The organism is Sphingomonas sp. AP28 (genome assembly GCF_056680455.1).
In genome coordinates, this window is the sequence record NZ_CM155283.1 from 2,445,216 (window position 1) to 2,471,111 (window position 25,896).

The window sequence follows — 25,896 nt, forward strand, 5'->3', positions numbered from 1 at the left end:
GCGGGCGCTAGACGGGGCGAATGAACCGTCCTGCCCAATCTCCGGCCCTCTCGATCGTCGTCCCCTGCTACAACGAGGCGGCGTGCCTCGACATCCTGCACGCACGCATTTCCGGCGCGGCAAAGGTCGCGGTCGGCGACGATTACGAGATCGTCCTGATCAACGATGGCTCACGCGACGACAGCTGGCCCGTGATGCAGCGCCTCGCCGCCGCCGATCCGCGGCTGGTCGCGATCAATTTGTCCCGCAACCATGGCCACCAGCTGGCGCTGACCGCCGGCCTCGACCTGTGCGCGGGCGAGCAGATCCTGATCATCGACGCCGATCTGCAGGACCCGCCCGAACTCCTGTCCGACATGCGCGCGGCGATGGCGGCGAGCCAGGCCGACGTGGTGTATGCAGTTCGCCGCCAGCGCGCGGGCGAGACGGTGTTCAAGAAGGCTACGGCCGCCGCCTTCTACCGCCTGCTGACGCGGATGACCGAGACTCCGATCCCGCTCGATACCGGGGACTTCCGCCTGATGAGCCGGCGTGCACTGGATGCGTTCCTGTCGCTCCCCGAGCAGGCGCGGTTCATTCGCGGCATGGTCGCGTGGATCGGCTTCCGCCAAGTCCCCTTCCCCTATGATCGTGCCGAGCGGCTGGCGGGCGAGACGAACTATCCGCTGGCGAAGATGATCCGGCTCGCGTTCGATGCCGTCACCGGCTTCTCGACTGCGCCGTTGCGGTTTGCGAGCCATGCGGGGCTGGCGCTGACCGGCGTTTCGCTGCTGCTGTTCGTGTATATCGCGATCGGCTGGCTGTCGGGCAGCGCGGTGCAGGGCTGGACCTCGACCATGCTCGTCACGGTGTTCCTGGGCGCGGTGCAGATGTTCGTGCTGGGGATGATCGGCGAGTATCTCGGGCGGTTGTACGTCGAGTCCAAGCGCCGGCCGCTGTATATCGTCGCGGACGTCGCGGGGCCGATCCAGGGTAAGGCGACGCTAGGGTTTCGCGCGGAGCCGGTGGACGTGGTGCGGTTGCCTGACAGCCCCCTTCCCTTCCATCCCGAATAACAAACGCGCCTGCCGATCATGACACCACCCCGGCGAAGGCCGGGGCCCAATTGGAAAGGTCGCAGTAACGAAGCGCAGGCTTCAATTGGCGACGTCCCCCCAATTTGGCCCCGGCCCTCGCCGGGGTGGTGGTTGGAGGGGCCCTGCCACCCTCCGTTCGTGCTGAGCGAGGTCGAAGCACTTGCGCTCGGGCCATGTCCTTCGACTTCGCTCAGGACGAACGGGTCAGGGGCGGCGGTAACGATCCGGCGCAAAGATGTGCGGCAGCCCTACCGCGGCACCGCCAGCGTCACGATCGAAACCCCGGGCGTCATCGGCACGCGCCCGACCAGATGCCGCTCCAGCCGGAAGATCTTCTCGAACAGCGCATTCACCAGCTTTGGCGGCGGTGAGTCGTCGCTGTCGTCGCGTCCGGTCATCCGTCCTGCGATCCGTGCCGCCGCGGCCAGCGGGAACAGCAGCGAGTTGAAATAGCCGAGCTTCTCCGGCTTCAGTCCGGCGGTCTCGATCGCGGTCTTAAGCGTCGCCTTCGAATAGCGCCGATGGTGATGGTTCACCACGTCGTGCGCGCTCCACAGCCACGCATGCGCCGGCACTGCGATCAAAATCTTGCCACCGGGCGCGAGGCAATCCGCCATCGCCTTCAATGCGGCGACGTCGTCCTCGATATGCTCGACCACGTCGAGCACCGCGATCAGGTCATAGTGCTTGCGGGGTACGCCCGGCAGTTCGGGCAAGGGTGCCGCGCCGACCGGCTTGCCAAGCCGCTCGCTCGCGATCTCGCGTGCCGCGGGATCGATCTCGATCGCATCGATCTCGCCGAACTCCGCCAGCATCGGCAGGTTGTGCCCGGTGCCGCAACCGATCTCGAGGATCTTCGCATCCTTCGGCAACGCCGCGTAGCGTGTCAGGTAATCCGCCAAGATGTCGCGGCGGGCGCGGTACCACCAGTGGGTGGAATCGTGGGCGGCCATCCGGTCGTAGACGATGCGGTCCATTAAGAGTCGGCCCTGCGGTTGAAATTCATGTCAGTTGAAAACCCAGAAACGGTTGAGCACGAACGTCACGATCGCGGCAAGAAAGACGGCGGGGATCAGCGGGATCCAGGGATGCAGATGCAGCAATGCGGTGCCGATCCAGGTGATGACCGCGTTGAGCGCAAGCCCCGAACCCTGGACGATCACGAACTTCACGTGCCGCCCAGCCCCCGGCTCCTTGGCGTGGCCCTTGAAGCTCCAGCGGCTGTGAAGGAAGAACCCGACGACCACCGCGACCGCAAACGCGAACGGCACCGCGGCCACCGCCTGGCGGGGCGGGAAAACATACGCGGTCAGCGGCAGGTAGACGAGCGAATACACCACGCTCGAAATCCCGCCGGCGATTCCGAAGCGCACGAGCTGGCCGAGCACGCCGCTCGCCCGCATCTGCTCCATGTGTCGCCAAATCGCCTGCATGCCCGCCTTGTTCTTTACCCGCACCGCGATAGAGCGGCCGCGAAGACAAGCCCGCGCATCTAGAGCGCGTGCGGGCCGGAGGAAAGCGTTTTGGATCAGGCACCACTTCAGCGGCGGACGTTGCTGGACGAACTCGATCGGCATTGGATCGCGCTGACGTTGCTCGCCTGGGTGGCGGTGGCGGCATGGTCGATATTCGATCGCTGGGGGCAGATACGCTGGCTGTCGCTGGGGGATACCGACGACAACATGCGGCTGATGCAGGTCCGCGCTCTGCTCGACGGACAAAGCTGGTACGATCTGCGCAACTACCGGATGAACCCGCCGGTCGGGTTCGACATCCACTGGAGCCGCATCGTCGACCTGCCGATCGCCGGGCTGATCCTGTTCTTCCGCCTGTTCACCAACAACAGCTGGGCCGAGCGGCTCGCGTGCGGGATCGCGCCGTTGCTGCCGTTGTCGATCGCGATGCTGGGCATTGGTGCGACGGTGCGACGGCTGATCAGCCCGTATGCGTGGCCGCTGGCGGTCGTGTTCATGGTCGGCGCTACGGCCACGATGCTGATGTTCATGCCCGAGCGAATCGATCATCACGGTTGGCAGCTGGCGATGTTGAGCCTGACGGTCGCGGGCCTGTGCGATGCGAACGGACGTCGCGGTGGCGCGATGGTCGGGCTCGCGAGTGCGGTGTCGCTGTCGATCGGGCTCGAACTGTTGCCGTATGCGGCGATGGCGGGGGCGATCATCGCGCTACGCTGGGTGTGGGACCGGTCGGAAGCCGAGCGGCTGTCGATCTACGCGCTGACACTCGGTGGCGGCAGCACGCTCGGGTTCGCGCTGTTCGCGTCGAACGCCAACCAGGCGATGCGCTGCGATGCGCTGACGCCGGTGTGGCTGAGCGTGATGATCGCGGCGGGGATGCTATTGTTCCTGCTTGCGCGGTTCGGTCCGGCGTCGCGAGCGATGCGGTTGGCGCTCGCAGTAGCGGCGGGGGCGGTGATCGTCGCGGGGTTCGCGCTGGTGTTCCCGCAGTGCCTGGGGCGCCCCGAGGGCATCTCACCCGAGCTGCAGCGCAATTGGCTGAACAATGTCCGCGAGGCCAAGCCAATCTACAAGCATAGTTTCCGCGTGGGATTCGCACTGGCGACGCTGCCGATCATCGGGCTGATCGGGGCAGCGATCGCAGCGTGGCGCGCACGTCGCGAATCAAGCGCGGTCGGCTGGGCGGCGGTCGCGCTGTTCACCGCGTTCGCCTGCGCGATGCTTTTGTGGCAGGTTCGCGCCGGGCCCGCTGCGCAGATGCTGGCGATTCCCGGGGCGACCGCGCTTGCCTGGCTGATCATCCCGCGACTGCTCGGCAACCGATCGCTCGCGGTGCGCGTGCTGGGGACGGCCGGCGCGTTCCTGATCGTCTCGGGCATGTTTGCCGGCATGGTGCTCAAATACCTGCCGATCGACCGGCCGAAGCCGTATGAAAAGCGTGTCAGCATGGCGACCGGCGACTGCCTGCGCACGACCGTGCTGCTCGCACTGAACAAATATCCCGCGCAGACGATCTTCACCTTCGTCGACATGGGCCCGCGGCTGATCACGATCACGCATCACGACGCGATCGCGGGGCCGTATCACCGGAACGGCGACGCGATCCTCGACGTGCAGCACGCGTTCGGACGGTCTGCGGATGATGCGCATGCGATCATCAAGCGCCACGGCGCGACGATGCTGCTGCTCTGTCCGAACGCGGCGGAATCGACCAACTACAAGGCGCGTAGTCCGAAGGGGTTCTATTCCGAGCTGGCGAGGAACGAAGTGCCGACGTGGCTGACCCCGCTACCGCTGCCCGCGAAGTCGCCGCTGCGATTGTTCAAGGTGGATTGACCCTCCGGTTCTCCTGCGAACGCAGGAGCCCAGGGTAACGAAAGACAACGCCTGTAATCCTGGGCTCCTGCGTTTGCAGGAGAACGGATCAGCGCAGCACTACCGACAAACCATCGAGCACGAACTGCACTGCCAGCGCGGCGAGCAGCACCCCTAGCAACCGCGTGATCACCGCCTCGATCTTCGCGCCGAGGATCCGCATGATCGGCCCCGCCGCGAGCAACGCGACCAGCGTCAGCAGCAGGATCGTCACCATCGCGCCGAGCACCACCAGCGATCGCTCGATCCCGCTGTTGCGGCTCATCAACAGCATCACCGACGCGATCGAGCCGGGGCCGGCGATCATCGGCATCGCCATCGGGAAGATCGAGACGTCCTCGACCTCGGGATCGCTCGCCACCTTGGCGGCACGGTCCTCACGGCGCTCGGTGCGCTTTTCGAACACCATTTCGAGTGCGATGAGGAACAGCATGATGCCGCCGGCGATCCGGAAACTGGCGAGGCTGATGCCGAGGCCCTTGAGCAACGCCTCGCCGAACAGCGCGAACACGAACAGGATCAGCGCGGACACGCCGACCGCACGGATCGCCATCGCCCGCTTCTGGAGGGATGAGGCGCTCGCCGACAGCCCGGCGTAGATCGGCGCGCAGCCGGGCGGATCGATGACCACGAAGAAGGTGATCAGCGACGAGATGTAGAGTTCGATCACAGGCTCGTCTCCTCGATCGCGACGCCTTCACGGCGTCCTGCTGAGACCAGCGTGTTGCGGAGCAGGCAGGCGATGGTCATCGGCCCGACGCCGCCCGGCACTGGCGTGATCGCCCCCGCAACCTCGACTGCGCTGGCGAAATCGATGTCGCCGACGAGGCCGGCATCGGTCCGGTTGATGCCGACGTCGATGACGGTCGCGCCGGGTTTCAGCCAATCGCCCTTGATCATCTGCGGAATACCGACCGCAGCCACCACGATATCGGCGCGGCGGATGTGTGCGGGGACGTCCTTGGTGCGGCTATGGACAACGGTAACGGTGCAGCTCTCGCGGAGTAGGAGTTGCGCCATCGGCTTGCCGACGATGTTCGAGCGGCCGACGACGACCGCCTCAAGCCCGCTCAGGCTCGGCAACACGCTCTTCAACAGCATGACGCAGCCGAACGGCGTGCAGGGTACGAAGCCGGGCAGGCCGGTTGCGAGCCGCCCCGCGTTGATCGGGTGGAACCCATCGACGTCCTTGTCCGGGTCGATCGCCGAGATGACCGCCTGCTCGTCGATATGCTTTGGCAGCGGCAACTGGACCAAGATGCCGTCGATCGTCGGGTCGGCGTTAAGCGTCGCGACCAGCGCGAGCAGGTCTTCGGCGGGTACGTCGGCGGGGAGACGGTGCTCGATGCTCTCCATCCCGGCTTCGCGCGTGGCCCTGCCCTTCGAGCGAACATAGACGTTGGAGGCGGGATCTTCGCCGACCAACACCACAGCCAGCCCAGGCGCGCGGCCTGCCTGTGCACGAAAGGCGGTGACGCCGTTTGCGATACGGGCCCGGAGGCCGGCGGCGAAGGCCTTGCCGTCGATGATGGTCGCGCTCATGCCCGCGGCCCATAGAGCGCGGACGCGATTTCCGCCAGCGTAGCGACGTCGCCGGCGATGTGCAGTCGTTTCAGGCGGGCGGTGTCGCCGGCGACGATCGTAACGGCGCGCTTGGGTACGCCGAAGGTCTTGGCGACGAGGACGACCAGCCCTGCGTTCGCGGCGCCATCGACGGGCGCTGCTGCCAGTCGCGCCGCGAAATGCTCGGGCGTTCCAGCAGCCAAGGCGTCGCGACCACCGCGCGGGGTTACCCGGACTGCGATCGCGAGTCCGTCATCGACCGCGCGCCAAGCTGACTGCCCGATCAATAAGCTGCGACGAGGTAGTTCTGCGCGATGTTCGGGATGACGATGTTGGTCAGGATGTAGAGGATCAGCAGCACGACCAGCGGCGACAGGTCGAGCGCGCCGAAATCGGGCAGGATGCGGCGGATCGGGCGATACAGCGGCTCGGTGATCTTCTGCAGCGCGTTCCAGACCGTGCGGACGAAATCGCTGTGCGTGTTGATAACGTTGAACGCGATCAGCCACGACAAGACTGCCTGGATGACGATGACCCACCAGACGAGGTTGAGCAGCAACTGGACGATCTGAAGAAGGGCGATCAAGGCAAGGGTCTCCGCTGGTGTGGTCCGGATATAAGGTGGCGGGGGAAGAACGAGAAGGCCTGTGGTGTCGCTGGCCTGCGCCCGATGATTCGAGCCGCACCGGACGCCCCCCCCAACCCCCGTCATCCTGGGCTTGACCCAGGATCCAGAGCCACGAAAGCTAACCCTGGTGGCTCTGGATCCTGACTTTCGTCAGGATGACGGGGGTGAGGGGACCTTGGCGCCCCCTACCGCGAGCGCCCGTTGGCGCTGACCAGCGTGCCTGCACCCTGCTTGGTGAAGATTTCCAGCAGCATCGCGTGGGGCACGCGGCCGTCGATGATCACCGCGGCGTCGACACCCGATTCAACCGCCGCGACGCACGTGTCGAGCTTCGGGATCATGCCACCGGTGACCGTGCCGTCAGCCCGGAGTTCGGCGATCCGCGCGGGATCAAGGTCGGTGAGCAGCTCACCCTGCTTGTCGAGCACGCCGACGATGTCGGTCAGCAGGAAGAAGCGCGCCGCGCCCATCGCGGCGGCAATCGCGCCCGCCATCGTGTCGGCGTTGATGTTGTAGGTGTGGCCGTCGGCGCCGATGCCGATCGGCGCGATCACCGGGATGATGTCGGCGGCGATCAGCGTGTCGAGGATCGTCCGGTCGACCGCGATCGGCTCGCCGACGAAGCCGAGATCGACGTGCCGCTCGATCCCCTGGAGCTTGTCGGGCTCGCGGCCGTGGCCGACTTTCTGCGCGAGGACGAGGCCGGCGTCCTTGCCCGAGATGCCGACCGCGCGGCCGCCGGCCTGACCGATCCAGCCGACGATCTCCTTGTTGATCGAGCCTGCCAGGACCATCTCGGCGATCTGCGCGGTCTCCGCATCCGTCACGCGCAGGCCGTCGACGAAGCGCGATTCGACGCCGAGCCGCTTGAGCATCGCGCCGATCTGTGGCCCGCCGCCGTGGACGACGACCGGGTTGATGCCGACCGCCTTGAGCAGCACCATGTCCTCGGCGAAATCGCGTTGCAGCTCGGGATCGCCCATCGCGTGGCCGCCGTATTTCACGACGAACGTCTTGCCGGCATAGCGCTGCAGATACGGCAGCGCCTCGGTGAGCGTTTCCGCCTTGGCGAGCAGGGCGGGATCGGGCGTGTGGTCGGTCATGCCGATCCCTTAGCCAGTCGAGAGAGGTAGCGAAAGCCGCGGACGTCGCTCCTGCCTCCTTGTTTCCCCGCGAAGGCGGGGACCCAGACTGGGCTCCCGCCTTCGCGGGAGAACAACGAGGTCAGGCGCGGTCGAGCCGCCGCCCCAGTTTCACGAAGAACGTGATCATGAACGGCACCAGCACGATCGACAGCACGACCTTGGTCAGCATCTGCCCCTCCATCAGCCCGAGGATCGGCCGCTCGCCCAGGAACGAGATGGTGATGAACAAAATCGTGTCGATGATCTGCGAGATGATGCTCGCGATCATGCCCCGGAGCCACACCAGCTTGCCGTCGCCGCTTCCGACCTGTCCCGACAGCTTCGAGAAGATCAGCACGTTCAGCGTCTGCGAGATTCCGTAGGAGATCAGGCCCGCGATCATCATCCGCGAGCTTTGCCCGACGACGATCGGAAACGCGTCGACCGCGGGCGGGTACATCCCCGGATCGTGCGGCAGCGCCAGCACCAGGTGGATCAACGCCGCCGACACCAGCAGCGGGATGAACCCGAGGCGCACTAGGAACGTCGCGGTCTTCTGGCCGTGCAGCTCGGCGATCGCACTGCTCAGCACCACGAGCAGCAGGAACCCGAAGATCCCCGCCTCGACCGCGAGCGGGCCGAGTGCGACCTGCTTCACCCCCAACACGCCGGCGATGCACACCATGCCGCCGTACAGGACCGAAAAAACGAAGAGCGAACGCGGGAACGCGGCGGCATGATTGCTGGGGGGAGGCTTATCCATCGCCGGGGACGCTAGCGAAAACGCGCGCGCCGTCAAATGACCAGCGTCCCTCAGATACCTGGCGACCCTCAAATGACTGGCGAGCGCGGGCCGCCCGTGTCATGTCGGCGGGCTTGCGCAGCCGGGGGGCCGCGTATGTCATCGCAGGAAACGCAGGGCGTCCATGGAAAGACTAGTCATCGGCCTTGCAGGCATCGCCGTCATCCTCGGCATCGCCGTGCTGCTGTCGAGCGACCGCCGCGCGATCCGCCTGCGGATCGTCGGCGCCGCGTTCGCGCTGCAGGTCGGGATCGCCGTCCTCGTATTGTATTCGGGTATCGGCAAGGTCGTGCTCGGCGAGATGTCGGGCGGGGTCGCCAACCTGCTCGGCTATTCGCAAAAGGGCACCGAATTCCTGTTCGGCAAGATGGCGACCCCCGAGATCGGCGGACAGAGCTTTGCGATCGCCGCGTTGCCGGTGATCATCTTCTTCGCCAGCCTCGTCTCGATCCTCTATTATCTCGGCATCATGCAGTTCGTGGTGCGCTGGGTCGGCGGCGGGATCGAGAAGGTCATCGGCGTCTCGAAGGTCGAATCGCTGTGCGCGGCGGCGAACATTTTCGTCGGCCAGAGCGAGTCGCCGCTCGTCATCCGGCCATATCTCGCGGGGCTTACCCCGGCACAGCTGTTTACGGTGATGACCAGTGGGATGGCCGGCGTCGCGGGGACGATCCTCGCGGCCTATGCGTCGATGGGCATCCGCATCGATTATCTGCTCGCCGCGAGCTTCATGGCGGCGCCTGGTGGCATCCTGATGGCCAAGATCATCATGCCCGACCGCGTCACGCCGCCAGAAGGCGAACTCGCGCTCGGCGACCTGCCGGGTGAGTCGTCGGCGGGCGAACCGATGCCGCAGGCGACTCACGACGAGGAAAAGCCCGCAAACCTGATCATGGCGGCCGCCCAGGGCGCACAGACCGGCGTGCGCCTGGCCGTCGCGGTCGGCGCGATGGTGCTGGCGTTCGTCGCGCTGGTGGCGCTGGCGAACGGGTTGCTCGGCGGGCTCGGCAACATGATCGGACTGCCGGGGCTCAGCTTCCAGGGTCTGCTCGGCTATGTCTTCGCGCCGATCATGTTCCTGCTGAACGTGCCGTGGAGCGAGGCGGGGATCGCCGGCGGGCTGTTCGGGCAAAAGATCGTGCTGAACGAATTCGTCGCGTACATTTCGCTTGGCACGCAACAGGGGCTGAGCGACCGGACGATCGCGGTGATCACCTTCTCGCTGTGCGGCTTCGCGAACTTCTCGTCGATCGCGATCCAGATGGCGGTGACGGGAAGCCTAGCGCCGAACCAGCGCCCTATGATCGCAAAGCTGGGCCTGCGCGCTCTCGCCGCGGGGAGCCTTGCAAACCTGATGTCGGCCGCGCTCGCGGGCCTGCTGATCGGCTAAACCGCCCGTCCGTCATCCTAACGAAAGTCAGGATCCAGGGTAACGAGCGTCGGCCTTCATGGCTCTGGATCCTGACTTTCGTCAGGATGACGGGACTGGGGTGACGTCGCCCCGAAACGCAATCGGACCCGCTGCCTTTCGGCAACGGGCCCGACCAAACCGCCTCCCGGGGGGACGCGAGGCGGCTATTTCGTGGTGTCGCCGATTACGGCAGCATCACCGTGTCGATGACGTGGATCACGCCGTTCGACTGCATGACGTTGGCGATCGTGATCTTACCCTTGTGACCCTTGCCGTCCATGATGCCCCAGCTCATGCCGACCTTCTTGAACATCAGCGGCTCGCCCTGCACGGTGGTGTAGGTCGCGGTGCCGCCATTCGCCTTCGCCTTGGCGGCGATGTCGGCGGCGGTGATCGTGCCGGGGACGACGTGATAGGTCAGGACGCCGGCGAGCTGCGCCTTGTTCTCGGGCTTGAGCAGCGTGTCGACGGTGCCGGCCGGTAGCTTCTTGAACGCGGCGTTGGTCGGCGCGAACACCGTGAACGGACCCGGGCCCGACAGCGTCTCGACCAGGCCGGCGGCCTTCACCGCGGCGACCAAAGTCGTGTGGTCCTTCGAATTGACGGCGTTCTCGACGATCGTCTTGGTCGGATACATGGCGGCGCCACCGACCATCGGATTGCCCTGCTTGGCGACGATCGCGCTGCCGCTGGCAACGATGGCGACGGCGACGATCGCGCTACGAAACATCTGATTCATAAGGACTCTCCTGCAATGCGCCGCTGGTACGACACTTCTGTCGGGAGATACGGGCGTGGCTGCGGAAGGATGCAGCGCGGTCTCAGATCGCCGCGATAAGTCCCGCCCATGCAGCGCGTTCCGCGTCGAAGCGCTGCGAGATCGTCAGGTCGCCGACCGTGGCCGAAGCCAAATCGATTTCGACCGACCCCGCCCATTCGAACGTGGCGTTCCCCGACAGCGTGACCATCGCCGCCTCGCTTGCTTCGGCGCGGACCAGCCCACCCTTGTTGAAGACGGTCGTCGGCGTGTCATAGGCGATCCGCCCGGTCAGGCACGCGGCATAGGTCGACGCCGCCATCGCGCTGCCGCAACTGTCGGTCAGGCCGACACCGCGCTCGAAGGTACGGACGAACAGGTTCGCGCCGCGCACTTCGACGAAGCTGACGTTCGCGCGGTTGGGCAGCCAGTCGGGCGCGGCCTCGCACGCTTCGCCGACGCGGACGAGTTCGGCTTCGTCGATCGCGTCCACGAACGTCACGAGATGGGGGTTGGGCATCGCCACCGCGGTGAAGGCGCGGTCCGTCGGCAAGGGTTCGATCGGCGTATCGACGATGCGATCGGCCTCCACATGGATCGGCCACGCCGCGACATCCAGCGACGCGGGCCCAGCGATCTCGCGCACGGTGAACACGCCCTCGGCGATATCGGCATCGCGCGCGACGGCCGCATCGCTCGTCTTCAGCAGCGCCATCGCGGTCTCGGCGCGCGTAGCCGCGAACCCGGCGCGCGCGACGCAGCGCAGGCCGTTGAGGCACGTCTCCGACTCGCTGCCATCCGAATTGAACATTCGCATGCCGAACGCGTGGGTTTCGTCGCCGCCCGTCAGCAGCAGAAGTCCGTCGCCGCCCACCGGCCCATCCCGATCCGCGAGCGCGCGCGCGACGGTCGCCCAGGCTGCATCGCCAAGCGTCGACGCGCGGGCGTCGATCAGCGGAAAGTCGTTGCCGGAGCCGTGGCATTTGATGAGGTCGAAGCGCATGCCTGTCCACTTAGTGCCGGGTAGCCGGCAAAGCGAGTGTGCATGGCGGGCTTATAGAGTGTCCGGGTCGGAGGCTGAGGGGTGGCTTCCTTGCCTACGCCCCCCGCCCCGACATCCGCGGACTGGATCGCTGCCCACGAATATTCCTCGCGGGGCGAATGGAGAGGTCGAAAGCCGCTTCGTTGTCCAGCTGGGGTCACTTCCTACCCGATCCCGTAATGTGCAGCCAGGCGGTCGAGCGCGAGCGTGAGGACCAGCCGCCCCGCCCGGGCCGGCCATTGCAGCGCTTTCTCGGCCATGGGCAGCCCCTCCCCCGCACACACCACGCGCCACAGGATATCCGCCAGCCCCGGCCCCGCCGTCGCCAGCGCAGCGTCGAACCGTCGCTTCGCCGCGATCTGCGCCGATGACGGATCGAGCCCATCATGTCCGCCGCCATCGACCCGTTCCGCCCAGCGCATCGTCACGCTCGGGGCGAGCGACGCGCGTTCATAGTCCGCGCGCAATCGCTCCCCGGCATCGAACTGCCGAGCATCGACCAGCCCGCGCGACCGCAGCCACCCGAGCGGCGACTCGGCCAGATTGACGGTCACCGTCCGCCCGCGACGAGATCGCGACGGCTGCGGAACACCCTCCGAATCGATCGATCGCTCCACAAGTTCACGCATCAGTCACCTCCCATTTGCACCAGGGCGGTTGCCATATCGTCATGGTTGTAGGACAGGAGAATAACCCATCTGGTTTGGAGTCATCTGTGATCACGGCTATCCGCGACGTCCGCCGTACCAAGAAACTGACATTGGAGGAGGTCGCGCGGCGCTGCGTTCCGCCGACGACCGCGCAGACGATCGGACGGCTGGAAACGGGGACGCGGACCGTGTCGATCGGCTGGCTCAACCGGATTGCCGCGGCCCTGGGCGTCACGGCGGCCGATCTCGTGACGCTGCCCGACCGGGTCGACCTGAGCGTCGCCGCGATCATCGACGGCCGCGATGTCCGGGCACCGCGTCGCACCACCACGGCGCCGCCACCACAGGTCGCGCCCGGCCAGATCGCCGTGACGGTCGTCGGCGGGGTCGGCGACTACCGGGCGGGCGACGTCATCTGGTGCGGGATGCTCCCCCCCGGTGAGTTCGCGACCGCGCTCTACCGCGACGTGCTCGTCCCGCAGCCGGCGGGACGGTTCGCGTTCGGACGGCTGACCGGATGCGACGGCGGCGTTACCGTCCTGCCACTGGGCGCCGGCGCGCCATCGCTAGCCATCACCGATCCGGTCTGGATCGCGGTAGCGGTACGACTGGTGCGCGAACTATAGGATGGTGGGCGATGACGGGCTCGAACCGCCGACATTCTCGGTGTAAACGAGACGCTCTACCAACTGAGCTAATCGCCCCTCTCGGGTGGACGTCCGATGCCAAAGCGCGGCGGCCGGGGCAAGCTAAAAGGGCTTGGCGGTCACGGGATCCGCAGGTCGGCGCCCCTGGTAGCCACGATATACCCGCGCATCGCCTCGCTCGCGCGGTCAGATAGCACCATGAAGGCACGACGTCGATCGAGCAGGTCGGGGCGGCGTTCGAACAATCCCGTGTCGGTCATCCGAGCGATCCAACGTAGCGCAGTGGTGGGCGCTACCGCTGCGGCGATGCACAGGCTGGACACCGAAACACGGCCTTGCTCCAGTTCGGCAGCGTAGAGATCGAGCAGCATGTCCCAGCCGGGATCCTCGAACAACGTCGCCCCGAAGAACTGGTCGCGCAGGCGCCGCGCACGGATTGCGCGACGGACATCCGCAGCGCTCGGCTCGACCAGAGCGGGCGGTGCGCCGTAGCGATTGGTGCGGTCGCCGACGATCGGCGCGGCGGGTACGTCGCCCTCGATCTCCGCACGAGTCAATCGGGCGAGCGCCTCGGCGATCCGCGCGACCTCGGTGTTCAGCCGTTCGAGCCGCGTGCCGTCGGTCTCGCGGTGAACGTCGAACACACCGGTTGGAATGCGTGCGGCTTCGGCGGCGACCACGATCGCCGCCACGCAATCGCCGACGGTGGGATCGACCAGCAACCGCGTGCCGCCGCCCAGTGTCGCCGCAGCGACGACGTCGATCTCGTCGACGCCCAAGGCGACCACCAGTCCCGCCCGCACCATGGCCGCCTGATCGACGATGTCGGGCAGGCGGTCGGCGAGCAACGCGGGATCGACTCCGCCGGCCTCGACGACGATCACCTGTGGCGTCGCATGATCGCCGAAGCCCGTCTGCCAATCGAGCCGGCCGACGATTCGTCCGTGCAGCGCGGTCAGAGCGGCGGCAAGGCGGTCCGGTGCACCCGGAGCGGCGATGAAGAGCGCATCGACTCCCGTATTGTAATTCGCCGCTTCGGGCGGGCCGTCCGGTCGCGTCATCAAACTCTCCGCTGTGACGTAGAGACTAACCTGCGTCAGACGAAGAGTTACACCCGAACTGGATCCAGTTCCGTTGCAGTTGGGAACCTTATGCGCAAAGCTCAGTCGAGCGCCTTGACGATATCCTCGACCATCTTCTTCGCGTCCGCCAGCAACATCATCGTATTGTCGCGGTAGAACAGTTCGTTATCGACCCCCGCATAGCCCACGCCGCCCATCGACCGCTTGATGAACAGCACGGTCTTGGCCTTTTCCACATCAAGCACGGGCATGCCGTAGATCGGCGACGACTTGTCGGTCTTGGCAGCGGGATTGGTCACGTCGTTCGCGCCGATCACGAACGCGACATCGGTCTGCGCGAACTCGCTGTTGATGTCCTCCAGCTCGAACACGTCGTCATAGGGCACGTTCGCCTCGGCCAGCAGGACATTCATGTGCCCCGGCATGCGCCCCGCGACGGGGTGGATCGCGTATTTGACGCGGACACCCTCGGCCTTCAGCTTGTCGCCCATCTCGCGCAGGACGTGCTGCGCCTGCGCGACCGCCATGCCGTAGCCGGGGACGATGATGACCTGCTCCGCCTGGCTCATGAGGAAAGCGGCGTCCTCCGCCGAGCCGCGCTTCCACGGTCGATCGCTGACCGCCGCGGGACCGCCCGCGTCCGAGGATTGGCCGAAGCCGCCGGCGATGACGCTGATGAAGCTGCGGTTCATCGCGCGGCACATGATGTAGCTGAGGATCGCGCCCGAGCTGCCGACCAGCGCCCCGGTGATGATCATCGCGCTGTTGTGGAGCGTGAAGCCCATCGCGGCGGCCGCCCAACCCGAATAGGAATTGAGCATGCTGACCACCACCGGCATGTCCGCGCCGCCGATCGGCACGATCAGCAGGAAGCCGATGACGAAGCTCAGGATCACGACGGTCCAGAAGATCCACGGCTCTTGGTTAGTGACGAAATATGCGATCAACCCGAGGATGCCGGCGAGCAGCGCGATGTTGATGACGTGCCGGCCGGGCAGCATGATCGGCTTGCCGCCCATGTTGCCGTTGAGCTTCAGGAACGCGATCACCGAGCCCGAAAAGGTGATCGCACCGATCGCCACGCCGAGGCCGAGTTCGATCCGGCTGACGGGGTGGATCACCGCGAACGGCTGGCCGATCAGCGGGATGACGAGGTCGGAGATCCCGAACGCCTGCGGGTTGAGATAGGCCGCGACGCCGACCAACACCGCGGCGAGGCCGACGAGGCTGTGGAACGCGGCAACGAGTTGCGGCATCGCGGTCATCGCGATTCGACGGGCGGTGACGAGACCGATCGCCGCGCCGACGCCGATTGCCGCAAGAATTTCGACGACCGTGGTCCAGTCGATAGCGCGCACGGCTATCGTAGATCCGGTGTCGGAAACGAGAAGGTGCTGAACGAATGGCACATGCGTCACGAGCGTCGTCACGACCGCGATCGTCATGCCGATGATGCCAAAGCGATTGCCGCGCTGGCTCGAGGCCGGGCTGGACAGGCCGCGAAGTGCGAGGATGAAACACACCCCCGCGACCAGATAGGCGAGCGATGCCCAGGGGCTGACCGTCAGTTCATGCATCGCGTTCGTCCCCACTTACCCACTTCGTCATGCCAGCGAACGCTGGCATCCCCCGGTTGCTCGCGCGGACCTGGAGTCGCACGAGATCCCAGCTTTTGCTTGGACGACGGCCGCTATTTCGCGACCGGTCGTTCCTTCTTCTTGTACATCGCCAGCATCCGCGCGGTGACCGCAAAGCCGCCGAAGATATTGATGCTCGCCAGTACGACCGCGAGCAGCCCCAGTGCCTTGGCGACGCCCGACCCGGCGCCGATCCCGGCTGCGGCGGCGGCGATCAGTGCGCCGACGATGATGACGCTAGAGATCGCGTTGGTCACCGCCATGAGCGGCGTGTGCAGCGCGGGCGTCACCGCCCAGACGACGAAATACCCGACGAAACACGCCAGCACGAAGATCGACAGGATCGCGATAAAGTCCATTGTTCGGTCTCCGATTTTCTCAGGCTGCCGCGCGCGCGGCAGTGGGGATGGCCCGCCCCATGTCTTCGGCAGCTTCGATCCAGCACGCGATCGCATCATAGGCGTTGGCAAGCGCATCCTGCGGCGTGTCGCCGTCGGATTTGCACCCAGGGAGTGCCGGGACAACCGCAAGGTATCCCCCACCATCTGAAGGCGACAGCGGCCGAATCACGACCTCATAATCTTGCGGGTTCATCGTTCCGTTCTCCGCACCGCATCGATGAACCTGACGAGATCGCGAATATAGACCGGCTTGACCGGCCGGTGCGCGGGGATCGTCAGGATTTCGACCTGGCTTGTATGCTTCACCTTGTAGTGTGAGCCGTTGCGGGGCGGGCTGCAAGATATCCGCGCCTCCGCACACGCAGCGACGACATCCTGGATACGCCAGTCCCGCGGATTGGCCCGCATCGCATCGAGAAGCCGCTCGCCACGGGTCATGCTCTCCGGATCATGCCAGCAGCCTTGCGCTTACGATCTTGCCACCCTGCGTCAGGCGGATCGCGTCGCCGATCTCGGCGTCGAGCACGGGTCGCCCCGCCTCCTTATCCCAGAACGCGCTGAGGAAATTGAACAGGTTGCGCGAGAACAGTGCGCTGGCGTCGGTCGCCAACCGGGACGGTACGTTGCGATGCCCGACGATCGTCACGCCGTTCACCACGACGACTTCGCCCGCCACCGAACCCTCGACATTGCCGCCCTGCTCGACCGCGAGATCGACGATCACCGACCCCGGCTTCATGCTTGCGACCTGCGCCGCCGAAATCAGCCGCGGCGCCGGACGTCCAGGGATCAGCGCCGTGGTGATGACGATGTCCTGCTTGGCGATATGTCCCGAAACGAGCTCCGCCTGTGCCGCCTGGTATTCGGGCGACATCTCACCGGCATACCCACCCGTTCCCTCGCCTTCGATCCCCGCGACGTTCTCGACGAAGATCGGCTTAGCTCCGAGCGACTGGATCTGCTCGCGGGTCGCCGCGCGCACGTCGGTCGCCGACACCTGAGCGCCGAGCCGCCGCGCGGTCGCGATCGCCTGGAGCCCGGCGACACCGACGCCCATCACGAACGCCTTGGCCGCCGAGATCGTCCCTGCCGCGGTCATCATCATCGGAAACGCGCGACCATATTCGGCGGCGGCATCGAGCACCGCCTTGTACCCCGACAGGTTCGACTGCGACGAGAGGATGTCCATCGACTGCGCCCGCGTGATGCGCGGCATGAACTCCATCGCCAGCGCTTCGTAGCCCGCCGCAGCATAGGCCTCGACTCGCGCACGCTCTGCAAAGGGATTGAGGCTGGCGACGATCCACGCCCCCGGCGTCACGCCGTTCAGCGAAGCAGGATCGGGCCCCTGCACGCCGAGCACGATCTCCGCCCCCGCCAGCGTCGCCGCACGGTCGCCCACCGAAGCGCCCGCATCCGAATACGCGGCATCGCCGATCGAAGCGGTATCCCCCGCCCCCGCCTCGACGGCGAGCACAGCCCCCAGCGCAATAAACTTTTTCACTGTTTCGGGCGTCGCGGAAACCCGCCGCTCGCCGTCCGCTCGTTCTTTCAGGACGGCGATCTTCATGGCGCTACGAGATCAGCCAGATCACGAGCGCGACGACCAGCGCGCACCCGACTGCGCCCCATTTCATCATTCCCGTTACGCTCGAATAGGTCGCGACGTGCGCCTTCATGTCCCCGTTGCCGGCCATGGTTCGTGCCCCAATCCTGTCAGTGCCATCCTCTATGGCCGAGACCTTATCGCGCACATCCGGGATCGCCAAGCAGGACATTTAAGTCCCCCTTTACCTGCGCTAGCTATTGCACGTGCCGGAACGGGACAGGATTCGCCATGACGCGCAATGGCCAGCGCCTACTACTACTGATCGACAATGAACCCGCGCAGCGGCGGCTGGTGGCCGCACTCGCCGCACGGGGTGGCTGGCGCTCGGTCTTTGCTGCAGACGACGAGACTGCGATAGCGATGCTCGGCACGCAGGACGGCATGCAGCTCGATGCGATCGTGATCGATCATTGGGCGCCCGACGAGGATGCGACCACCCTGATCGCGACCTTGCGCGAACGGCGCCCGGCACTGCCGATCCTGGTGACTACGGCAAACGGATCGGTCGCGCACGCGGTCAGCGCGATGCGCGCCGGCGCCACCGATTTCCTGGTCAAGCCGCTCGCCCCCGATCGCCTGCTCGCGGCGCTGGACGCGGCGGTGGGCGGCAAATCAGCCGGCGAACTGCGCCCGCTGACCGAGAAGATCCCCGCCCTGCTCGCCTTCGACGAAATTGTCGGCTCCTCGCCCGATTTCCGCGCCGCACTCGCGATCGCCGCGAAGGCCGCCCGCGCCCGCGTCGCGATCCTGCTCGAAGGTGAGATCGGCGTCGGCAAGGACGTCATCGCCGAGGCGATCCATGCCGCCTCCCCGCGCGCGAAGAAGCCGATGATCAGCGTCAATTGCGGCGCGATCCCCGCCAATCTCATCGAATCGGAAGTGTTCGGGCACGAGAAGGGCGCGTTCACCGGCGCGTTCGAACGCAAGATCGGCCGGTTCCACGATGCCGATGGCGGAACGCTGTTCCTCGACGAGGTCGGCGAAATGCCGCTCGAGGCACAGGCCAAGCTATTGCAGGTGTTGCAAACCGGCGAAGTCCTCGCGATCGGAGCTCGCCACACGCGCGAAGTCGACGTTCGGGTGATTGCCGCGACCAATACGCGGCTGCTCGACGAGGTCGAAGCCGGGCGTTTCCGAGAAGACTTGTATTACCGCCTCAACGCCGTCCAGGTGACGATCCCGCCGTTGCGCGAACGCACCGGCGACATTCCCGCGCTCGCTCGCCATCTGCTCGCGCGTATCGCCGAACAGCCGGGTCTGCGGCCACTTGGCATCACCGATTCCGCGCTCGCGTTGTTGGTTCAGTACGACTGGCCCGGCAACGTCCGCCAGTTGCAGAATGCGCTCTTCCGCGCCGCCGTGTTGTGCGAAGATACCGCGCTGACCGAGGAAGATTTTCCAGAAATTGCCGCGCTTGGCACGCGTGAACGCCCTCCTGCCACGACCACGATCGGTGGCGGAGGCGTCACGCTGTTTCGCCCCGACGGCAACCTCCGCGCGCTCGAGGAAATCGAAGCCGACGTCATCCGTCTGGCGATCGGCCACTATCGCGGCCGCATGACCGAAGTCGCTCGCCGCCTCGGCATCGGCCGCTCGACCCTGTACCGCAAGCTCGGCGAACTCGGGATCGACAACGCGGCGTGATGTAGCGGCTGGGCTGGAGGGGAAAGTGGCCCGACTGCTTTGCCTAGCGCAGTTTGTGTTTGAGCTACAGTTCTACGGGTCATTCTTCAATTTACGCGGCCACGCGGGATCGTAATCTGCCGGCTTCAAACGGCGGATTGCTAGCCACAGCCCGATTAGAAGTAGATCGATGGCGAGCATTCGCGGTGAACGCTCGACCCACCATTCAAGGGTCGCAATGATGAAAACGGCTAGCGTCAGTATTTTGGCTACTGCCCAAGCAGGCATATATTCCATCTCTTCATATTCAGGTTTTGCCGACACAGAACTACCCTTCAGCCTCTCCACCGGCACGCTACCGACTGATACGTTAAATTGAGCGAACGAACGACCGGTTGTAGGCAGATCGTAAGCAGCGAGGAGTGTCTGCAATGGGCGAAAACGGTCGGCTTGATTTTAGAGCAGCTACAAAAGCTGACAAGCACGGTACTCAAGGCCGTAAGTACGGATCACTCGCTTTGTAGCGGACCGAAGCCCCCTTTGCGTCGAGCACGCGCTTGAATATGCGAGCTTTTAACGCGTAGGCGACGGACAACTGGCCGGGTGCCGTCCAGACGATCTTCAGCCAAATCGTGCCTCCTGGACCCTCCCCGGCCGCCCCGTGGTTGCGGTCGGCGACGATAACTTCCGTTGCGGCCGATTAGGGCTCGCTCGCGCGATCGATACGCAAGGTGGTCGCATAGCCAGTCGTGGCACCACAATTCCGCTTCGCCGTAACAGCATAACGGTCGCTCCCGATATCACGCGCGACGTGTATCTCATCGGAGGAACAGAGCGGCTCTGGCCCGCCCCCGGCCAAGCTGAAAATCGCAAGCGAAATCGAACAATGCTGATCGGGCAACTACGAAGCGGCGTCCGAATGACCGCGTTATTTACCCCCGCACCCGATCGATCAGCGCCATCGCCGCATGGGGGGCGCGAACCTTTGCGCCGTTGATGAAGAACACAAACGCATCTCTCTGCGTCTTTGCCGGCGTGGCGTCCTCGACATAGGGCAAACCCTCCGGTCGTCCACCCGCGGCCCAGGTCTTCGCCTTGTCCGCCCAAGCGTCCAGCGCGGTCGGCGCGTAGCCGGCGACGAAGCGTTCCTCGGCATCCTCCAGTCGCGCATAGACGAAATCGCCGGTCACGTCGGCGATCGCGGGATATTCGGCCGACTGGGCGAAGACGATCGCGACGCCGGCATCGCGGCACATCGCGACGAACTCCGGCACCGCGAAACTCTCGTGGCGGACCTGGATAGCGTGGCGCAACGCGAGCCCGTCCTGCTTGGCCGGCAACAGCTTCAGGAACGCGGCGAAATCGTCGGCGTCGAATTTCTTGGTGGCCATGAACTGCCACAGGATCGGCCCGAGCCGGTCGCCGAGCTCGACGATCCCCTGCCCGGTGAACTTGGCGATCGACTCGCCCGCCTCGGCCAGCACCTTCCGGTTGGTGCAATAGCGCGAGGCCTTGAGCGAAAAGACGAACCCGTCGGGCACCGCCTTCGCCCAGGATGCGAACGTCGCCGGCTTCTGGCTGCCGTAATAGGTGCCGTTGATCTCGATCGCGGTGACGTGTTCGGCGGCATAATCGAGCTCGCGCTTCTGCGGCCATTTCTCCGGATAGAAGGTCCCGCGCCACGGCTCGTAGGTCCAGCCGCCAATACCGATTCTGATGGTCATGGGCGCGAGTGTAGCGCGCGGGAGAAGCGCTTGGCGATGCCCTATTCGGTGACGACGCCGCGCAGGCCCGGCAGGTCGAGAATACGGACCTGCGCATAGGCGACCGCGACCAGGCCATCGCGCTCGAACCGCTTCAGGTGGCGGTTGAGCGTCTGGCGCGCGATACCGACGACGCCGGCTAGTTCCTCCTGCCGGATCGTGATCCGACCGTCCCCCGCCTGCGACGCGCGCATCAGCGCCTGCGCCAGTCGCACCCGGATCGACTGTCCCACGCTCTGCGCGATGAACCGCAAGGCGGTGCGTTGGTGCGCGCACACGAGCAGCCCGAGATCGCGGTAAAGCTCTGGGTCCGCCGCCGCCGCCCGCGCAAACGCCGCCACCGGCACATGCAGCAGTCGCGCGACGCCGAACGCCGTAGCGTCGTGCGGCCTCGGATGCCCATCCAGCGTCGACAATTCCCCGAACCACGTCCCCGGCCGCACGATCAGCGCGAGCAGTTCGGCACCATTGGCGGACAAGCCCTTCAGCCGGACCTGTCCATCCAGAACCGCCCACAACCCGTTCGGCGGATCACCCGAGCCGTAGATCCGCGCGCCGTTCTCCAGCACCTCGACTCGCGCCTCCTGCAACAGGCGCTCACGACGGCCCGCCGGTATCGCGCCGAACCAGCTATCGGTGGCCAGTATCGCGTGATCCGGATCGTGCATCGCGCAAGGCTAGGCGAAATTTCGAGATTGTCACCATCGAGACAAAGTTTGTCGAAGGCCGGTCGTACAAGGGCGCAAACATAAGGAGGCGGATGATGGCAACGGCATTGAAGGCGATGGAACCGACGGCGATGACGACGGCGGCGGAAACGACGATCAAGGACCAGGTATCGGCCGAGGAATGGGCGCTGCGCGTCGATCTCGCCGCCGCGTACCGGCTGGTCGCGCTCTACGGCTGGGACGATCTGATCTTCACGCATCTGTCCGCGCGCGTCCCCGGCCCCGAGCATCATTTCCTGATCAACCCGTACACGCACATGTTCGAGGAAATCACCGCGTCGTCGCTGGTCAAGATCGACGTCGACGGCAACAAGGTCATGGACACCCCTGCCCCGGTCAACCGTGCAGGCTTCGTGATCCACTCGGCGGTCCACGCGGCGCGCCACGATGCGGTGGCGGTGCTGCATCTCCACACCCCGCACGGTCAGGCGGTGTCGGCGATGGCCGAAGGGCTGCTCCCGCATACGCAGACGGCGATGATCGCCGGGCACGACGTCGCCTATCACGACTTCGAGGGCATCGCGACGGAACTGGAGGAACGCGAGCGGCTGGTGCAGGATCTCGGCACCAAGAACGCGATGATCCTGCGCAATCACGGCACGCTGACGGTGGGCGAGTCGGTGCCGCAGGCGTTCCTGCGGATGTATTTCCTCGAACGCGCCTGCGAGGCACAGGTACTCATGCTGAGCGTCGGGCGCGAGAATTTGAACAACCCGAACCAGGGCGTCGCGGAGAAGGTCGAGGGTCAATCGAGCGGCGCCGGCATGCGCATGCTCGCCGACGGGCTCGCCTGGCCGGCGCTGTTGCGCAAGCTCGACCGGGTCAATCCCGGCTATCGGGACTGATCGCAAAGACGTTCGGAGGGCAACGCATGCCGCATTACGGCGATTACCAGAACGAGATCTATTTCGCCGGGCTGGCCGGTGTACTCCCGAAAGTCCCGGTCGATTTCGCATCGCTGCAGGCACGGGCGGCGGCGGCATTGCCGCCCGCGGTGCTCGGCTATCTCCAGGGTGGATGCGGCGACGAGTTCACGCAGCGCCAGAATGCCGATGCCTTCCAGCATTGGGGGATGACGCCGCGCATGATGGTCGATGCGATGCGCCGCGACCTGTCGATCGACCTTTTCGGGCTGACGCTGCCCAGCCCGATCTTCATGAGCCCGGTAGGGATCAACGGGATCTGTACGCAGGACGGGCATGGCGACATCGCGGCCGCCGGTGCCGCCGCGATCACCGGTGTCCCGCTAGTCCAGGGGACGCTGTCGAACGATCCGCTCGAAGACGTCGCCGCGGCGATGGGCGACACGCCCGGCTTCTTCCAGCTCTACACGCCCAAGGACAAGCCGCTGGCCGAGAGCCTCGTCCACCGTGCCGAGGCGGCGGGATACAAGGCGATCGTCGTCACGCTCGACACCTGGGTGACCGGCTGGCGCCCGCGCGACCTGAACGTCGCGAACTTTCCGCAACTGCGCGGCCATGTGCTGGAGAATTACTTCAGCGACCCGGTCTTCCGCGCGATGCTTGCCAAGCCACCGCGCGAGGATTTGCCCGCGGCAGTGCGGCAATGGGCCGGGACGTTCGGCAAGGTCCTGACGTGGGACGACATGCCGTGGCTGCGATCGATGACGTCGCTGCCGATCGTCCTGAAGGGGATCTGTCATCCCGACGACGCGCGGCGCGCGATCGATCTGGGGGCGGACGCGATCTACTGCTCGAACCATGGCGGTCGCCAGGCGAATGGCGGGATCGCCGCGATCGACATGCTGCCCGCGGTGGTCGAGGCGAGCGGGGCCGTGCCGGTGCTGTTCGACTCCGGCGTCCGGTCGGGCAGCGACGTGGTCAAGGCGCTCGCGCTCGGTGCCACCGCGGTCGGGATCGGCCGGCCCTACACCTACGGCCTCGCGCTCGATGGCGCGAATGGCGCGGCGCATGTGCTGAAGTGCATCCTAGCCGAAGCCGACCTGCTGATGGCCGTGAACGGCTACCCGACGCTCGCCGCCGTCCGGGAGGCCGGCGCGACGCGGACGGGGTACTGAAGCAAGACGATCAGGCGGCGGTCTCGTCGAGCCGGCGGGCTTCCTCGACCAGCATCACCGGCACGCCGTCGCGGATCGGATACGCGAGCCCGGCAGCATCCGAAATCAGTTCCTGCGCGGGCTCGTCGTAGCGGAGTGGCGTGCGCGTTGCCGGGCAGACGAGACGTTGGAGCAGCCATGGATCCAGGGGCTTCATCGTCAAACTCTTTCCCCGCGTAACGGCGGCGCGGCGGCGGCCTGAGCAATACGACTGGCCTCGCTGCCGATCCGCCGCTGCGTCGCGACGTGTTCGATCGCGGTGATCTTCTTCGGATCGAACAGATTGGCGAAGAACATGCCGATCATCATTACGGCACCGTGCGCACGCCCCTTGTTGGGCGACGTCACTGCAACGTCACCGATTCGTCGCCGTCGTGGCGCCCGAAGAACTGCATCAGCTGGATGATCAGCTCGGCGCGTTGCTCGATGTTCGGCGCCTCGAGCAACGCCTGTTTCGCCGCCGCATCGAACGGCGCGATCTGCGCGATGCCGTTGACCAGGCTCTCGTCGTCGAGCCGGCCGACCGCATCCCAATCGACCGCATAGCCCTGCATGTCCGCGAACCGGCGCGACTCCAGCTCGAGCGACGAGCGGCGGCCGAGCGACAGGGCGTCGTCCTCGATCAACGGCAGCAACTCCGCCTCGACCTGCCGGAACGCGGTCGTCACGTCGAGTTCGCGGACGATCCGGAACAGCGCGATCCCTTCCAGCACGACGTTGTAGCGCCCGTCGTCGAGCGCCTCGACCTCGGCGATCTTGCCGACGCAGCCGATGTCGTACAGCGCATCCGCGTCGTCATGCGGTCCGCCCCGCGGCTGGATCATGCCGATCCGCCGGTCGCGCGCCATCGCATCGCTGATCATCGCCCGATAGCGCGGCTCGAACATGTGCAGCGGCAGGTGCATGCCGGGGAACAGCAGCGCCCCCGGCAACGGGAAGATCGACAGTCGCGTGGTGGCGCGTGGGGGGGCGGACTCAGTCGTCATCCGAACAGGATCGCAGACAGGCGGCGTCGCTGTCCAGACACCCACGGGTCTTCGAGCCCGACGACTTCAAATAGTTTCAGCAACTGCGTCCGCGCCGCGCCCTCGTTCCAGTCGCGCTCGGTGGCGATGATGCCGAGGAACGTGTCCGCCGCCGCATCGCGGTCGTTCGCCGCCATCTGGCCGTTGGCGAGCGCGAACCGGGCCTGCAGGTCGTCGGGGTTCGCCTCGACCGCCGCCAGCAGAGGCGACAAATCCTCGACCGGCGGCGCCGACTGCGCGAGTGCGAGTGCCGCTTGTGCGCGCGTAATCGCCGGGTCCTTGGCGATCGCGGGATCGAGGTTCGCCAGCCAGTCCGTCGCTTCGTCGAGCTGCCCGGTCGCGACCAGCGCGCGGACGAAGCCGGCATGGACCTGCGGATGCTCGGGCGCGATCTCCGCGATCTCACGAAAAATCCCGAGCGCGCGCTCGCCGTCATTGGCCGCGAGCGCCTCTTCACCGATCGCGATCAACGGCTCGACGTCGGGCAACGCGTCGGTTGCGCCGGCTTCGATCGGCAGTTGCTTGAGCAACTGGTCGAGGATCACCCGTAGCTGCGATTCGGTGCGCGCACTGGTCATGTCGGCGACAAGCTGGCCCTGGAACATCGCATAGACGGTCGGGATCGACTTGATCTGGAATTGCGCGGCGATGAACTGGTTCTTGTCGGTATCGACCTTCGCCAGCACAACGCCCTTGTCGGCATAGTCCGCGGCGACCTTCTCCAGCGTCGGCGTCAGTGCCTTGCACGGCCCGCACCATTCCGCCCAGAAATCGATGATCACGAGCTTCGTCATCGACGGTTCGACGACGTCGCGACGGAACGCCTCGACGGCGTCCTTCTCCGCGGGGGACATTCCAAGCGTGGCCAAGTTCAACTCCCGTGTAATTCTAGTGCGCTATC

At 65.9% G+C, this 25,896-nt stretch carries 32 protein-coding genes and 1 tRNA gene; 7 read left to right on the plus strand and 26 right to left on the minus strand.

Features of this window, described 5'->3' with window-relative positions; translation table 11 throughout:
• Nucleotides 1–20: 20 nt before the first annotated feature.
• Nucleotides 21–1,055 carry a glycosyltransferase family 2 protein gene (locus AC1MH0_RS11160; protein ID WP_480962833.1) on the plus strand — a complete coding sequence of 345 codons (1,035 nt, stop codon included), beginning with the start codon at nucleotides 21–23 and terminating at the stop codon, nucleotides 1,053–1,055.
• A gap of 269 nt (nucleotides 1,056–1,324) precedes the next feature.
• Here the strand turns inward: AC1MH0_RS11160 and AC1MH0_RS11165 are convergent, their stop codons facing one another.
• Together AC1MH0_RS11165 and AC1MH0_RS11170 are read right to left on the minus strand one after the other, a co-directional pair.
• Nucleotides 1,325–2,053, minus strand: a complete 729-nt coding sequence (locus AC1MH0_RS11165) for a class I SAM-dependent methyltransferase (RefSeq protein ID WP_480962834.1) — start codon at nucleotides 2,051–2,053, stop codon at nucleotides 1,325–1,327.
• A 30-nt stretch (nucleotides 2,054–2,083) separates the two neighbouring features.
• A complete protein-coding gene (locus AC1MH0_RS11170) occupies nucleotides 2,084–2,509 on the minus strand; it encodes a GtrA family protein (RefSeq protein ID WP_480962835.1) in 426 nt (141 codons plus the stop codon).
• Nucleotides 2,510–2,599: 90 nt separating this feature from the next.
• Here AC1MH0_RS11170 and AC1MH0_RS11175 point away from each other — a divergent pair, with 90 nt between their 5' ends.
• Nucleotides 2,600–4,387 carry an AcrB/AcrD/AcrF family protein gene (locus AC1MH0_RS11175; protein ID WP_480962836.1) on the plus strand — a complete coding sequence of 596 codons (1,788 nt, stop codon included), beginning with the start codon at nucleotides 2,600–2,602 and terminating at the stop codon, nucleotides 4,385–4,387.
• Nucleotides 4,388–4,475: 88 nt separating this feature from the next.
• On the opposite strand, the gene AC1MH0_RS11180 is transcribed toward AC1MH0_RS11175, so the two are convergent.
• From AC1MH0_RS11180 to AC1MH0_RS11205, 6 genes are all read right to left on the minus strand, one after another.
• Nucleotides 4,476–5,096, minus strand: a complete 621-nt coding sequence (locus AC1MH0_RS11180; protein ID WP_254687058.1) for a MarC family protein — start codon at nucleotides 5,094–5,096, stop codon at nucleotides 4,476–4,478.
• Nucleotides 5,093–5,968, minus strand: coding sequence for a bifunctional methylenetetrahydrofolate dehydrogenase/methenyltetrahydrofolate cyclohydrolase FolD (gene folD / locus AC1MH0_RS11185; RefSeq protein WP_480962837.1), 876 nt, complete (start codon nucleotides 5,966–5,968; stop codon nucleotides 5,093–5,095). Before folD ends, AC1MH0_RS11180 begins: the two co-directional genes overlap by 4 nt.
• Entirely contained in the window at nucleotides 5,965–6,276 is a 312-nt protein-coding gene (locus tag AC1MH0_RS11190; RefSeq protein WP_480962838.1) for a DUF167 domain-containing protein, read from the minus strand. The genes folD and AC1MH0_RS11190 overlap by 4 nt, the downstream gene beginning before the upstream one ends.
• Entirely contained in the window at nucleotides 6,273–6,575 is a 303-nt protein-coding gene (locus AC1MH0_RS11195) for a YggT family protein (RefSeq protein ID WP_056053469.1), read from the minus strand. Before AC1MH0_RS11195 ends, AC1MH0_RS11190 begins: the two co-directional genes overlap by 4 nt.
• Nucleotides 6,576–6,802: 227 nt before the next feature.
• The gene (gene argB / locus AC1MH0_RS11200) at nucleotides 6,803–7,720 is read right to left on the minus strand and encodes an acetylglutamate kinase (RefSeq protein WP_060526005.1); all 918 of its coding nucleotides are present in this window, start codon (nucleotides 7,718–7,720) and stop codon (nucleotides 6,803–6,805) included.
• Nucleotides 7,721–7,841: 121 nt separating this feature from the next.
• Nucleotides 7,842–8,504, minus strand: a complete 663-nt coding sequence (locus AC1MH0_RS11205) for a queuosine precursor transporter (RefSeq protein ID WP_480962839.1) — start codon at nucleotides 8,502–8,504, stop codon at nucleotides 7,842–7,844.
• Between the two features lie 163 nt (nucleotides 8,505–8,667).
• Between AC1MH0_RS11205 and AC1MH0_RS11210 the strand changes: the two genes are divergently transcribed.
• Nucleotides 8,668–9,933, plus strand: coding sequence for a NupC/NupG family nucleoside CNT transporter (locus tag AC1MH0_RS11210; RefSeq protein ID WP_480962840.1), 1,266 nt, complete (start codon nucleotides 8,668–8,670; stop codon nucleotides 9,931–9,933).
• A 205-nt stretch (nucleotides 9,934–10,138) separates the two neighbouring features.
• Here the strand turns inward: AC1MH0_RS11210 and AC1MH0_RS11215 are convergent, their stop codons facing one another.
• The 3 genes from AC1MH0_RS11215 to AC1MH0_RS11225 form a co-directional block, all read right to left on the minus strand.
• Nucleotides 10,139–10,693: a fasciclin domain-containing protein gene (locus AC1MH0_RS11215; protein WP_480962841.1), complete on the minus strand. Its 555-nt coding sequence runs from the start codon at nucleotides 10,691–10,693 to the stop codon at nucleotides 10,139–10,141.
• Between the two features lie 82 nt (nucleotides 10,694–10,775).
• Complete coding sequence (gene dapF / locus AC1MH0_RS11220) at nucleotides 10,776–11,714, minus strand: diaminopimelate epimerase (RefSeq protein WP_480962842.1); 939 nt, start codon at nucleotides 11,712–11,714, stop codon at nucleotides 10,776–10,778.
• A gap of 203 nt (nucleotides 11,715–11,917) precedes the next feature.
• Nucleotides 11,918–12,382: a DUF6456 domain-containing protein gene (locus tag AC1MH0_RS11225; RefSeq protein WP_480962843.1), complete on the minus strand. Its 465-nt coding sequence runs from the start codon at nucleotides 12,380–12,382 to the stop codon at nucleotides 11,918–11,920.
• A gap of 86 nt (nucleotides 12,383–12,468) precedes the next feature.
• Between AC1MH0_RS11225 and AC1MH0_RS11230 the strand changes: the two genes are divergently transcribed.
• Nucleotides 12,469–13,029: a helix-turn-helix domain-containing protein gene (locus AC1MH0_RS11230; protein ID WP_480962844.1), complete on the plus strand. Its 561-nt coding sequence runs from the start codon at nucleotides 12,469–12,471 to the stop codon at nucleotides 13,027–13,029.
• A gap of 2 nt (nucleotides 13,030–13,031) precedes the next feature.
• Here the strand turns inward: AC1MH0_RS11230 and AC1MH0_RS11235 are convergent.
• The 8 genes from AC1MH0_RS11235 to AC1MH0_RS11270 form a co-directional block, all read right to left on the minus strand.
• Nucleotides 13,032–13,107, minus strand: a tRNA-Val gene (locus AC1MH0_RS11235).
• A 62-nt stretch (nucleotides 13,108–13,169) separates the two neighbouring features.
• Nucleotides 13,170–14,111 carry a hypothetical protein gene (locus AC1MH0_RS11240; RefSeq protein ID WP_480962845.1) on the minus strand — a complete coding sequence of 314 codons (942 nt, stop codon included), beginning with the start codon at nucleotides 14,109–14,111 and terminating at the stop codon, nucleotides 13,170–13,172.
• Between the two features lie 101 nt (nucleotides 14,112–14,212).
• A complete protein-coding gene (locus AC1MH0_RS11245; protein WP_480962846.1) occupies nucleotides 14,213–15,709 on the minus strand; it encodes an NAD(P)(+) transhydrogenase (Re/Si-specific) subunit beta in 1,497 nt (498 codons plus the stop codon).
• A gap of 113 nt (nucleotides 15,710–15,822) precedes the next feature.
• Entirely contained in the window at nucleotides 15,823–16,128 is a 306-nt protein-coding gene (locus tag AC1MH0_RS11250; RefSeq protein WP_093398355.1) for an NAD(P) transhydrogenase subunit alpha part 2, read from the minus strand.
• Nucleotides 16,129–16,147: 19 nt separating this feature from the next.
• Nucleotides 16,148–16,363 (minus strand): type II toxin-antitoxin system HicB family antitoxin, encoded by a 216-nt coding sequence (locus AC1MH0_RS11255; protein ID WP_480962847.1) that lies wholly within the window; start codon nucleotides 16,361–16,363, stop codon nucleotides 16,148–16,150.
• Nucleotides 16,360–16,608 carry a type II toxin-antitoxin system HicA family toxin gene (locus AC1MH0_RS11260; protein ID WP_480962848.1) on the minus strand — a complete coding sequence of 83 codons (249 nt, stop codon included), beginning with the start codon at nucleotides 16,606–16,608 and terminating at the stop codon, nucleotides 16,360–16,362. The genes AC1MH0_RS11255 and AC1MH0_RS11260 overlap by 4 nt, the downstream gene beginning before the upstream one ends.
• Before the next feature lie 10 nt (nucleotides 16,609–16,618).
• Complete coding sequence (locus tag AC1MH0_RS11265; protein ID WP_480962849.1) at nucleotides 16,619–17,740, minus strand: NAD(P) transhydrogenase subunit alpha; 1,122 nt, start codon at nucleotides 17,738–17,740, stop codon at nucleotides 16,619–16,621.
• 4 nt (nucleotides 17,741–17,744) lie between these two features.
• A complete protein-coding gene (locus AC1MH0_RS11270; protein ID WP_082441508.1) occupies nucleotides 17,745–17,867 on the minus strand; it encodes an aa3-type cytochrome c oxidase subunit IV in 123 nt (40 codons plus the stop codon).
• A 140-nt stretch (nucleotides 17,868–18,007) separates the two neighbouring features.
• Here AC1MH0_RS11270 and AC1MH0_RS11275 point away from each other — a divergent pair, with 140 nt between their 5' ends.
• Nucleotides 18,008–19,423: a sigma-54-dependent transcriptional regulator gene (locus AC1MH0_RS11275; RefSeq protein ID WP_480962850.1), complete on the plus strand. Its 1,416-nt coding sequence runs from the start codon at nucleotides 18,008–18,010 to the stop codon at nucleotides 19,421–19,423.
• 72 nt (nucleotides 19,424–19,495) lie between these two features.
• Here the strand turns inward: AC1MH0_RS11275 and AC1MH0_RS11280 are convergent, their stop codons facing one another.
• The 3 genes from AC1MH0_RS11280 to AC1MH0_RS11290 all read right to left on the minus strand — a co-directional run bounded on the left by AC1MH0_RS11280 (nucleotide 19,496) and on the right by AC1MH0_RS11290 (nucleotide 21,833).
• A complete protein-coding gene (locus AC1MH0_RS11280) occupies nucleotides 19,496–19,834 on the minus strand; it encodes a hypothetical protein (RefSeq protein ID WP_480962851.1) in 339 nt (112 codons plus the stop codon).
• A 500-nt stretch (nucleotides 19,835–20,334) separates the two neighbouring features.
• Nucleotides 20,335–21,126, minus strand: a complete 792-nt coding sequence (locus AC1MH0_RS11285; RefSeq protein ID WP_480962852.1) for a DUF72 domain-containing protein — start codon at nucleotides 21,124–21,126, stop codon at nucleotides 20,335–20,337.
• Nucleotides 21,127–21,167: 41 nt separating this feature from the next.
• Entirely contained in the window at nucleotides 21,168–21,833 is a 666-nt protein-coding gene (locus AC1MH0_RS11290) for a Crp/Fnr family transcriptional regulator (protein WP_480962853.1), read from the minus strand.
• 95 nt (nucleotides 21,834–21,928) lie between these two features.
• Here AC1MH0_RS11290 and AC1MH0_RS11295 point away from each other — a divergent pair, with 95 nt between their 5' ends.
• Both AC1MH0_RS11295 and AC1MH0_RS11300 read left to right on the plus strand, forming a co-directional pair.
• Nucleotides 21,929–22,738 (plus strand): class II aldolase/adducin family protein, encoded by an 810-nt coding sequence (locus tag AC1MH0_RS11295; protein ID WP_480962854.1) that lies wholly within the window; start codon nucleotides 21,929–21,931, stop codon nucleotides 22,736–22,738.
• Nucleotides 22,739–22,764: 26 nt separating this feature from the next.
• On the plus strand, nucleotides 22,765–23,931 hold the full coding sequence (locus tag AC1MH0_RS11300; protein WP_480962855.1) for an alpha-hydroxy-acid oxidizing protein: 1,167 nt from the start codon (nucleotides 22,765–22,767) through the stop codon (nucleotides 23,929–23,931).
• Nucleotides 23,932–23,941: 10 nt separating this feature from the next.
• On the opposite strand, the gene AC1MH0_RS11305 is transcribed toward AC1MH0_RS11300, so the two are convergent.
• From AC1MH0_RS11305 to AC1MH0_RS11320, 4 genes are read right to left on the minus strand one after another with little or no spacing between them, the layout of a single operon-like run.
• Entirely contained in the window at nucleotides 23,942–24,127 is a 186-nt protein-coding gene (locus AC1MH0_RS11305) for a Trm112 family protein (RefSeq protein ID WP_480962856.1), read from the minus strand.
• A 2-nt stretch (nucleotides 24,128–24,129) separates the two neighbouring features.
• Nucleotides 24,130–24,276, minus strand: a complete 147-nt coding sequence (locus tag AC1MH0_RS11310) for a hypothetical protein (protein WP_480962857.1) — start codon at nucleotides 24,274–24,276, stop codon at nucleotides 24,130–24,132.
• 38 nt (nucleotides 24,277–24,314) lie between these two features.
• On the minus strand, nucleotides 24,315–24,956 hold the full coding sequence (locus tag AC1MH0_RS11315) for an LON peptidase substrate-binding domain-containing protein (RefSeq protein WP_107954135.1): 642 nt from the start codon (nucleotides 24,954–24,956) through the stop codon (nucleotides 24,315–24,317).
• Nucleotides 24,953–25,849 carry a tetratricopeptide repeat protein gene (locus AC1MH0_RS11320; protein WP_480965731.1) on the minus strand — a complete coding sequence of 299 codons (897 nt, stop codon included), beginning with the start codon at nucleotides 25,847–25,849 and terminating at the stop codon, nucleotides 24,953–24,955. The genes AC1MH0_RS11315 and AC1MH0_RS11320 overlap by 4 nt, the downstream gene beginning before the upstream one ends.
• Nucleotides 25,850–25,896 lie beyond the last annotated feature (47 nt).

What these genes read in the sequence shown, in the direction of transcription:
- AC1MH0_RS11165 (WP_480962834.1), bottom strand. Translation starts at nt 2,053, where the DNA reads ATGGACCGCATCGTCTACGACCGGATGGCCGCCCACGATTCCACCCAC.
- AC1MH0_RS11250 (WP_093398355.1), bottom strand. Translation starts at nt 16,128, where the DNA reads ATGGACTTTATCGCGATCCTGTCGATCTTCGTGCTGGCGTGTTTCGTC.
- AC1MH0_RS11315 (WP_107954135.1), bottom strand. Translation starts at nt 24,956, where the DNA reads ATGACGACTGAGTCCGCCCCCCCACGCGCCACCACGCGACTGTCGATC.
- AC1MH0_RS11210 (WP_480962840.1), top strand. Translation starts at nt 8,668, where the DNA reads ATGGAAAGACTAGTCATCGGCCTTGCAGGCATCGCCGTCATCCTCGGC.
- AC1MH0_RS11205 (WP_480962839.1), bottom strand. Translation starts at nt 8,504, where the DNA reads ATGGATAAGCCTCCCCCCAGCAATCATGCCGCCGCGTTCCCGCGTTCG.
- AC1MH0_RS11260 (WP_480962848.1), bottom strand. Translation starts at nt 16,608, where the DNA reads ATGACCCGTGGCGAGCGGCTTCTCGATGCGATGCGGGCCAATCCGCGG.
- AC1MH0_RS11300 (WP_480962855.1), top strand. Translation starts at nt 22,765, where the DNA reads ATGCCGCATTACGGCGATTACCAGAACGAGATCTATTTCGCCGGGCTG.
- folD (WP_480962837.1), bottom strand. Translation starts at nt 5,968, where the DNA reads ATGAGCGCGACCATCATCGACGGCAAGGCCTTCGCCGCCGGCCTCCGG.
- AC1MH0_RS11240 (WP_480962845.1), bottom strand. Translation starts at nt 14,111, where the DNA reads ATGACGCGACCGGACGGCCCGCCCGAAGCGGCGAATTACAATACGGGA.
- AC1MH0_RS11160 (WP_480962833.1), top strand. Translation starts at nt 21, where the DNA reads ATGAACCGTCCTGCCCAATCTCCGGCCCTCTCGATCGTCGTCCCCTGC.
- AC1MH0_RS11275 (WP_480962850.1), top strand. Translation starts at nt 18,008, where the DNA reads ATGACGCGCAATGGCCAGCGCCTACTACTACTGATCGACAATGAACCC.
- AC1MH0_RS11320 (WP_480965731.1), bottom strand. Translation starts at nt 25,849, where the DNA reads ATGTCCCCCGCGGAGAAGGACGCCGTCGAGGCGTTCCGTCGCGACGTC.
- AC1MH0_RS11310 (WP_480962857.1), bottom strand. Translation starts at nt 24,276, where the DNA reads ATGATCGGCATGTTCTTCGCCAATCTGTTCGATCCGAAGAAGATCACC.
- AC1MH0_RS11225 (WP_480962843.1), bottom strand. Translation starts at nt 12,382, where the DNA reads ATGCGTGAACTTGTGGAGCGATCGATCGATTCGGAGGGTGTTCCGCAG.
- AC1MH0_RS11255 (WP_480962847.1), bottom strand. Translation starts at nt 16,363, where the DNA reads ATGAACCCGCAAGATTATGAGGTCGTGATTCGGCCGCTGTCGCCTTCA.
- AC1MH0_RS11285 (WP_480962852.1), bottom strand. Translation starts at nt 21,126, where the DNA reads ATGACCATCAGAATCGGTATTGGCGGCTGGACCTACGAGCCGTGGCGC.
- AC1MH0_RS11245 (WP_480962846.1), bottom strand. Translation starts at nt 15,709, where the DNA reads ATGCATGAACTGACGGTCAGCCCCTGGGCATCGCTCGCCTATCTGGTC.
- AC1MH0_RS11305 (WP_480962856.1), bottom strand. Translation starts at nt 24,127, where the DNA reads ATGAAGCCCCTGGATCCATGGCTGCTCCAACGTCTCGTCTGCCCGGCA.
- argB (WP_060526005.1), bottom strand. Translation starts at nt 7,720, where the DNA reads ATGACCGACCACACGCCCGATCCCGCCCTGCTCGCCAAGGCGGAAACG.
- AC1MH0_RS11170 (WP_480962835.1), bottom strand. Translation starts at nt 2,509, where the DNA reads ATGCAGGCGATTTGGCGACACATGGAGCAGATGCGGGCGAGCGGCGTG.
- AC1MH0_RS11290 (WP_480962853.1), bottom strand. Translation starts at nt 21,833, where the DNA reads ATGCACGATCCGGATCACGCGATACTGGCCACCGATAGCTGGTTCGGC.
- AC1MH0_RS11265 (WP_480962849.1), bottom strand. Translation starts at nt 17,740, where the DNA reads ATGAAGATCGCCGTCCTGAAAGAACGAGCGGACGGCGAGCGGCGGGTT.
- AC1MH0_RS11270 (WP_082441508.1), bottom strand. Translation starts at nt 17,867, where the DNA reads ATGGCCGGCAACGGGGACATGAAGGCGCACGTCGCGACCTATTCGAGC.
- dapF (WP_480962842.1), bottom strand. Translation starts at nt 11,714, where the DNA reads ATGCGCTTCGACCTCATCAAATGCCACGGCTCCGGCAACGACTTTCCG.
- AC1MH0_RS11215 (WP_480962841.1), bottom strand. Translation starts at nt 10,693, where the DNA reads ATGAATCAGATGTTTCGTAGCGCGATCGTCGCCGTCGCCATCGTTGCC.
- AC1MH0_RS11295 (WP_480962854.1), top strand. Translation starts at nt 21,929, where the DNA reads ATGGCAACGGCATTGAAGGCGATGGAACCGACGGCGATGACGACGGCG.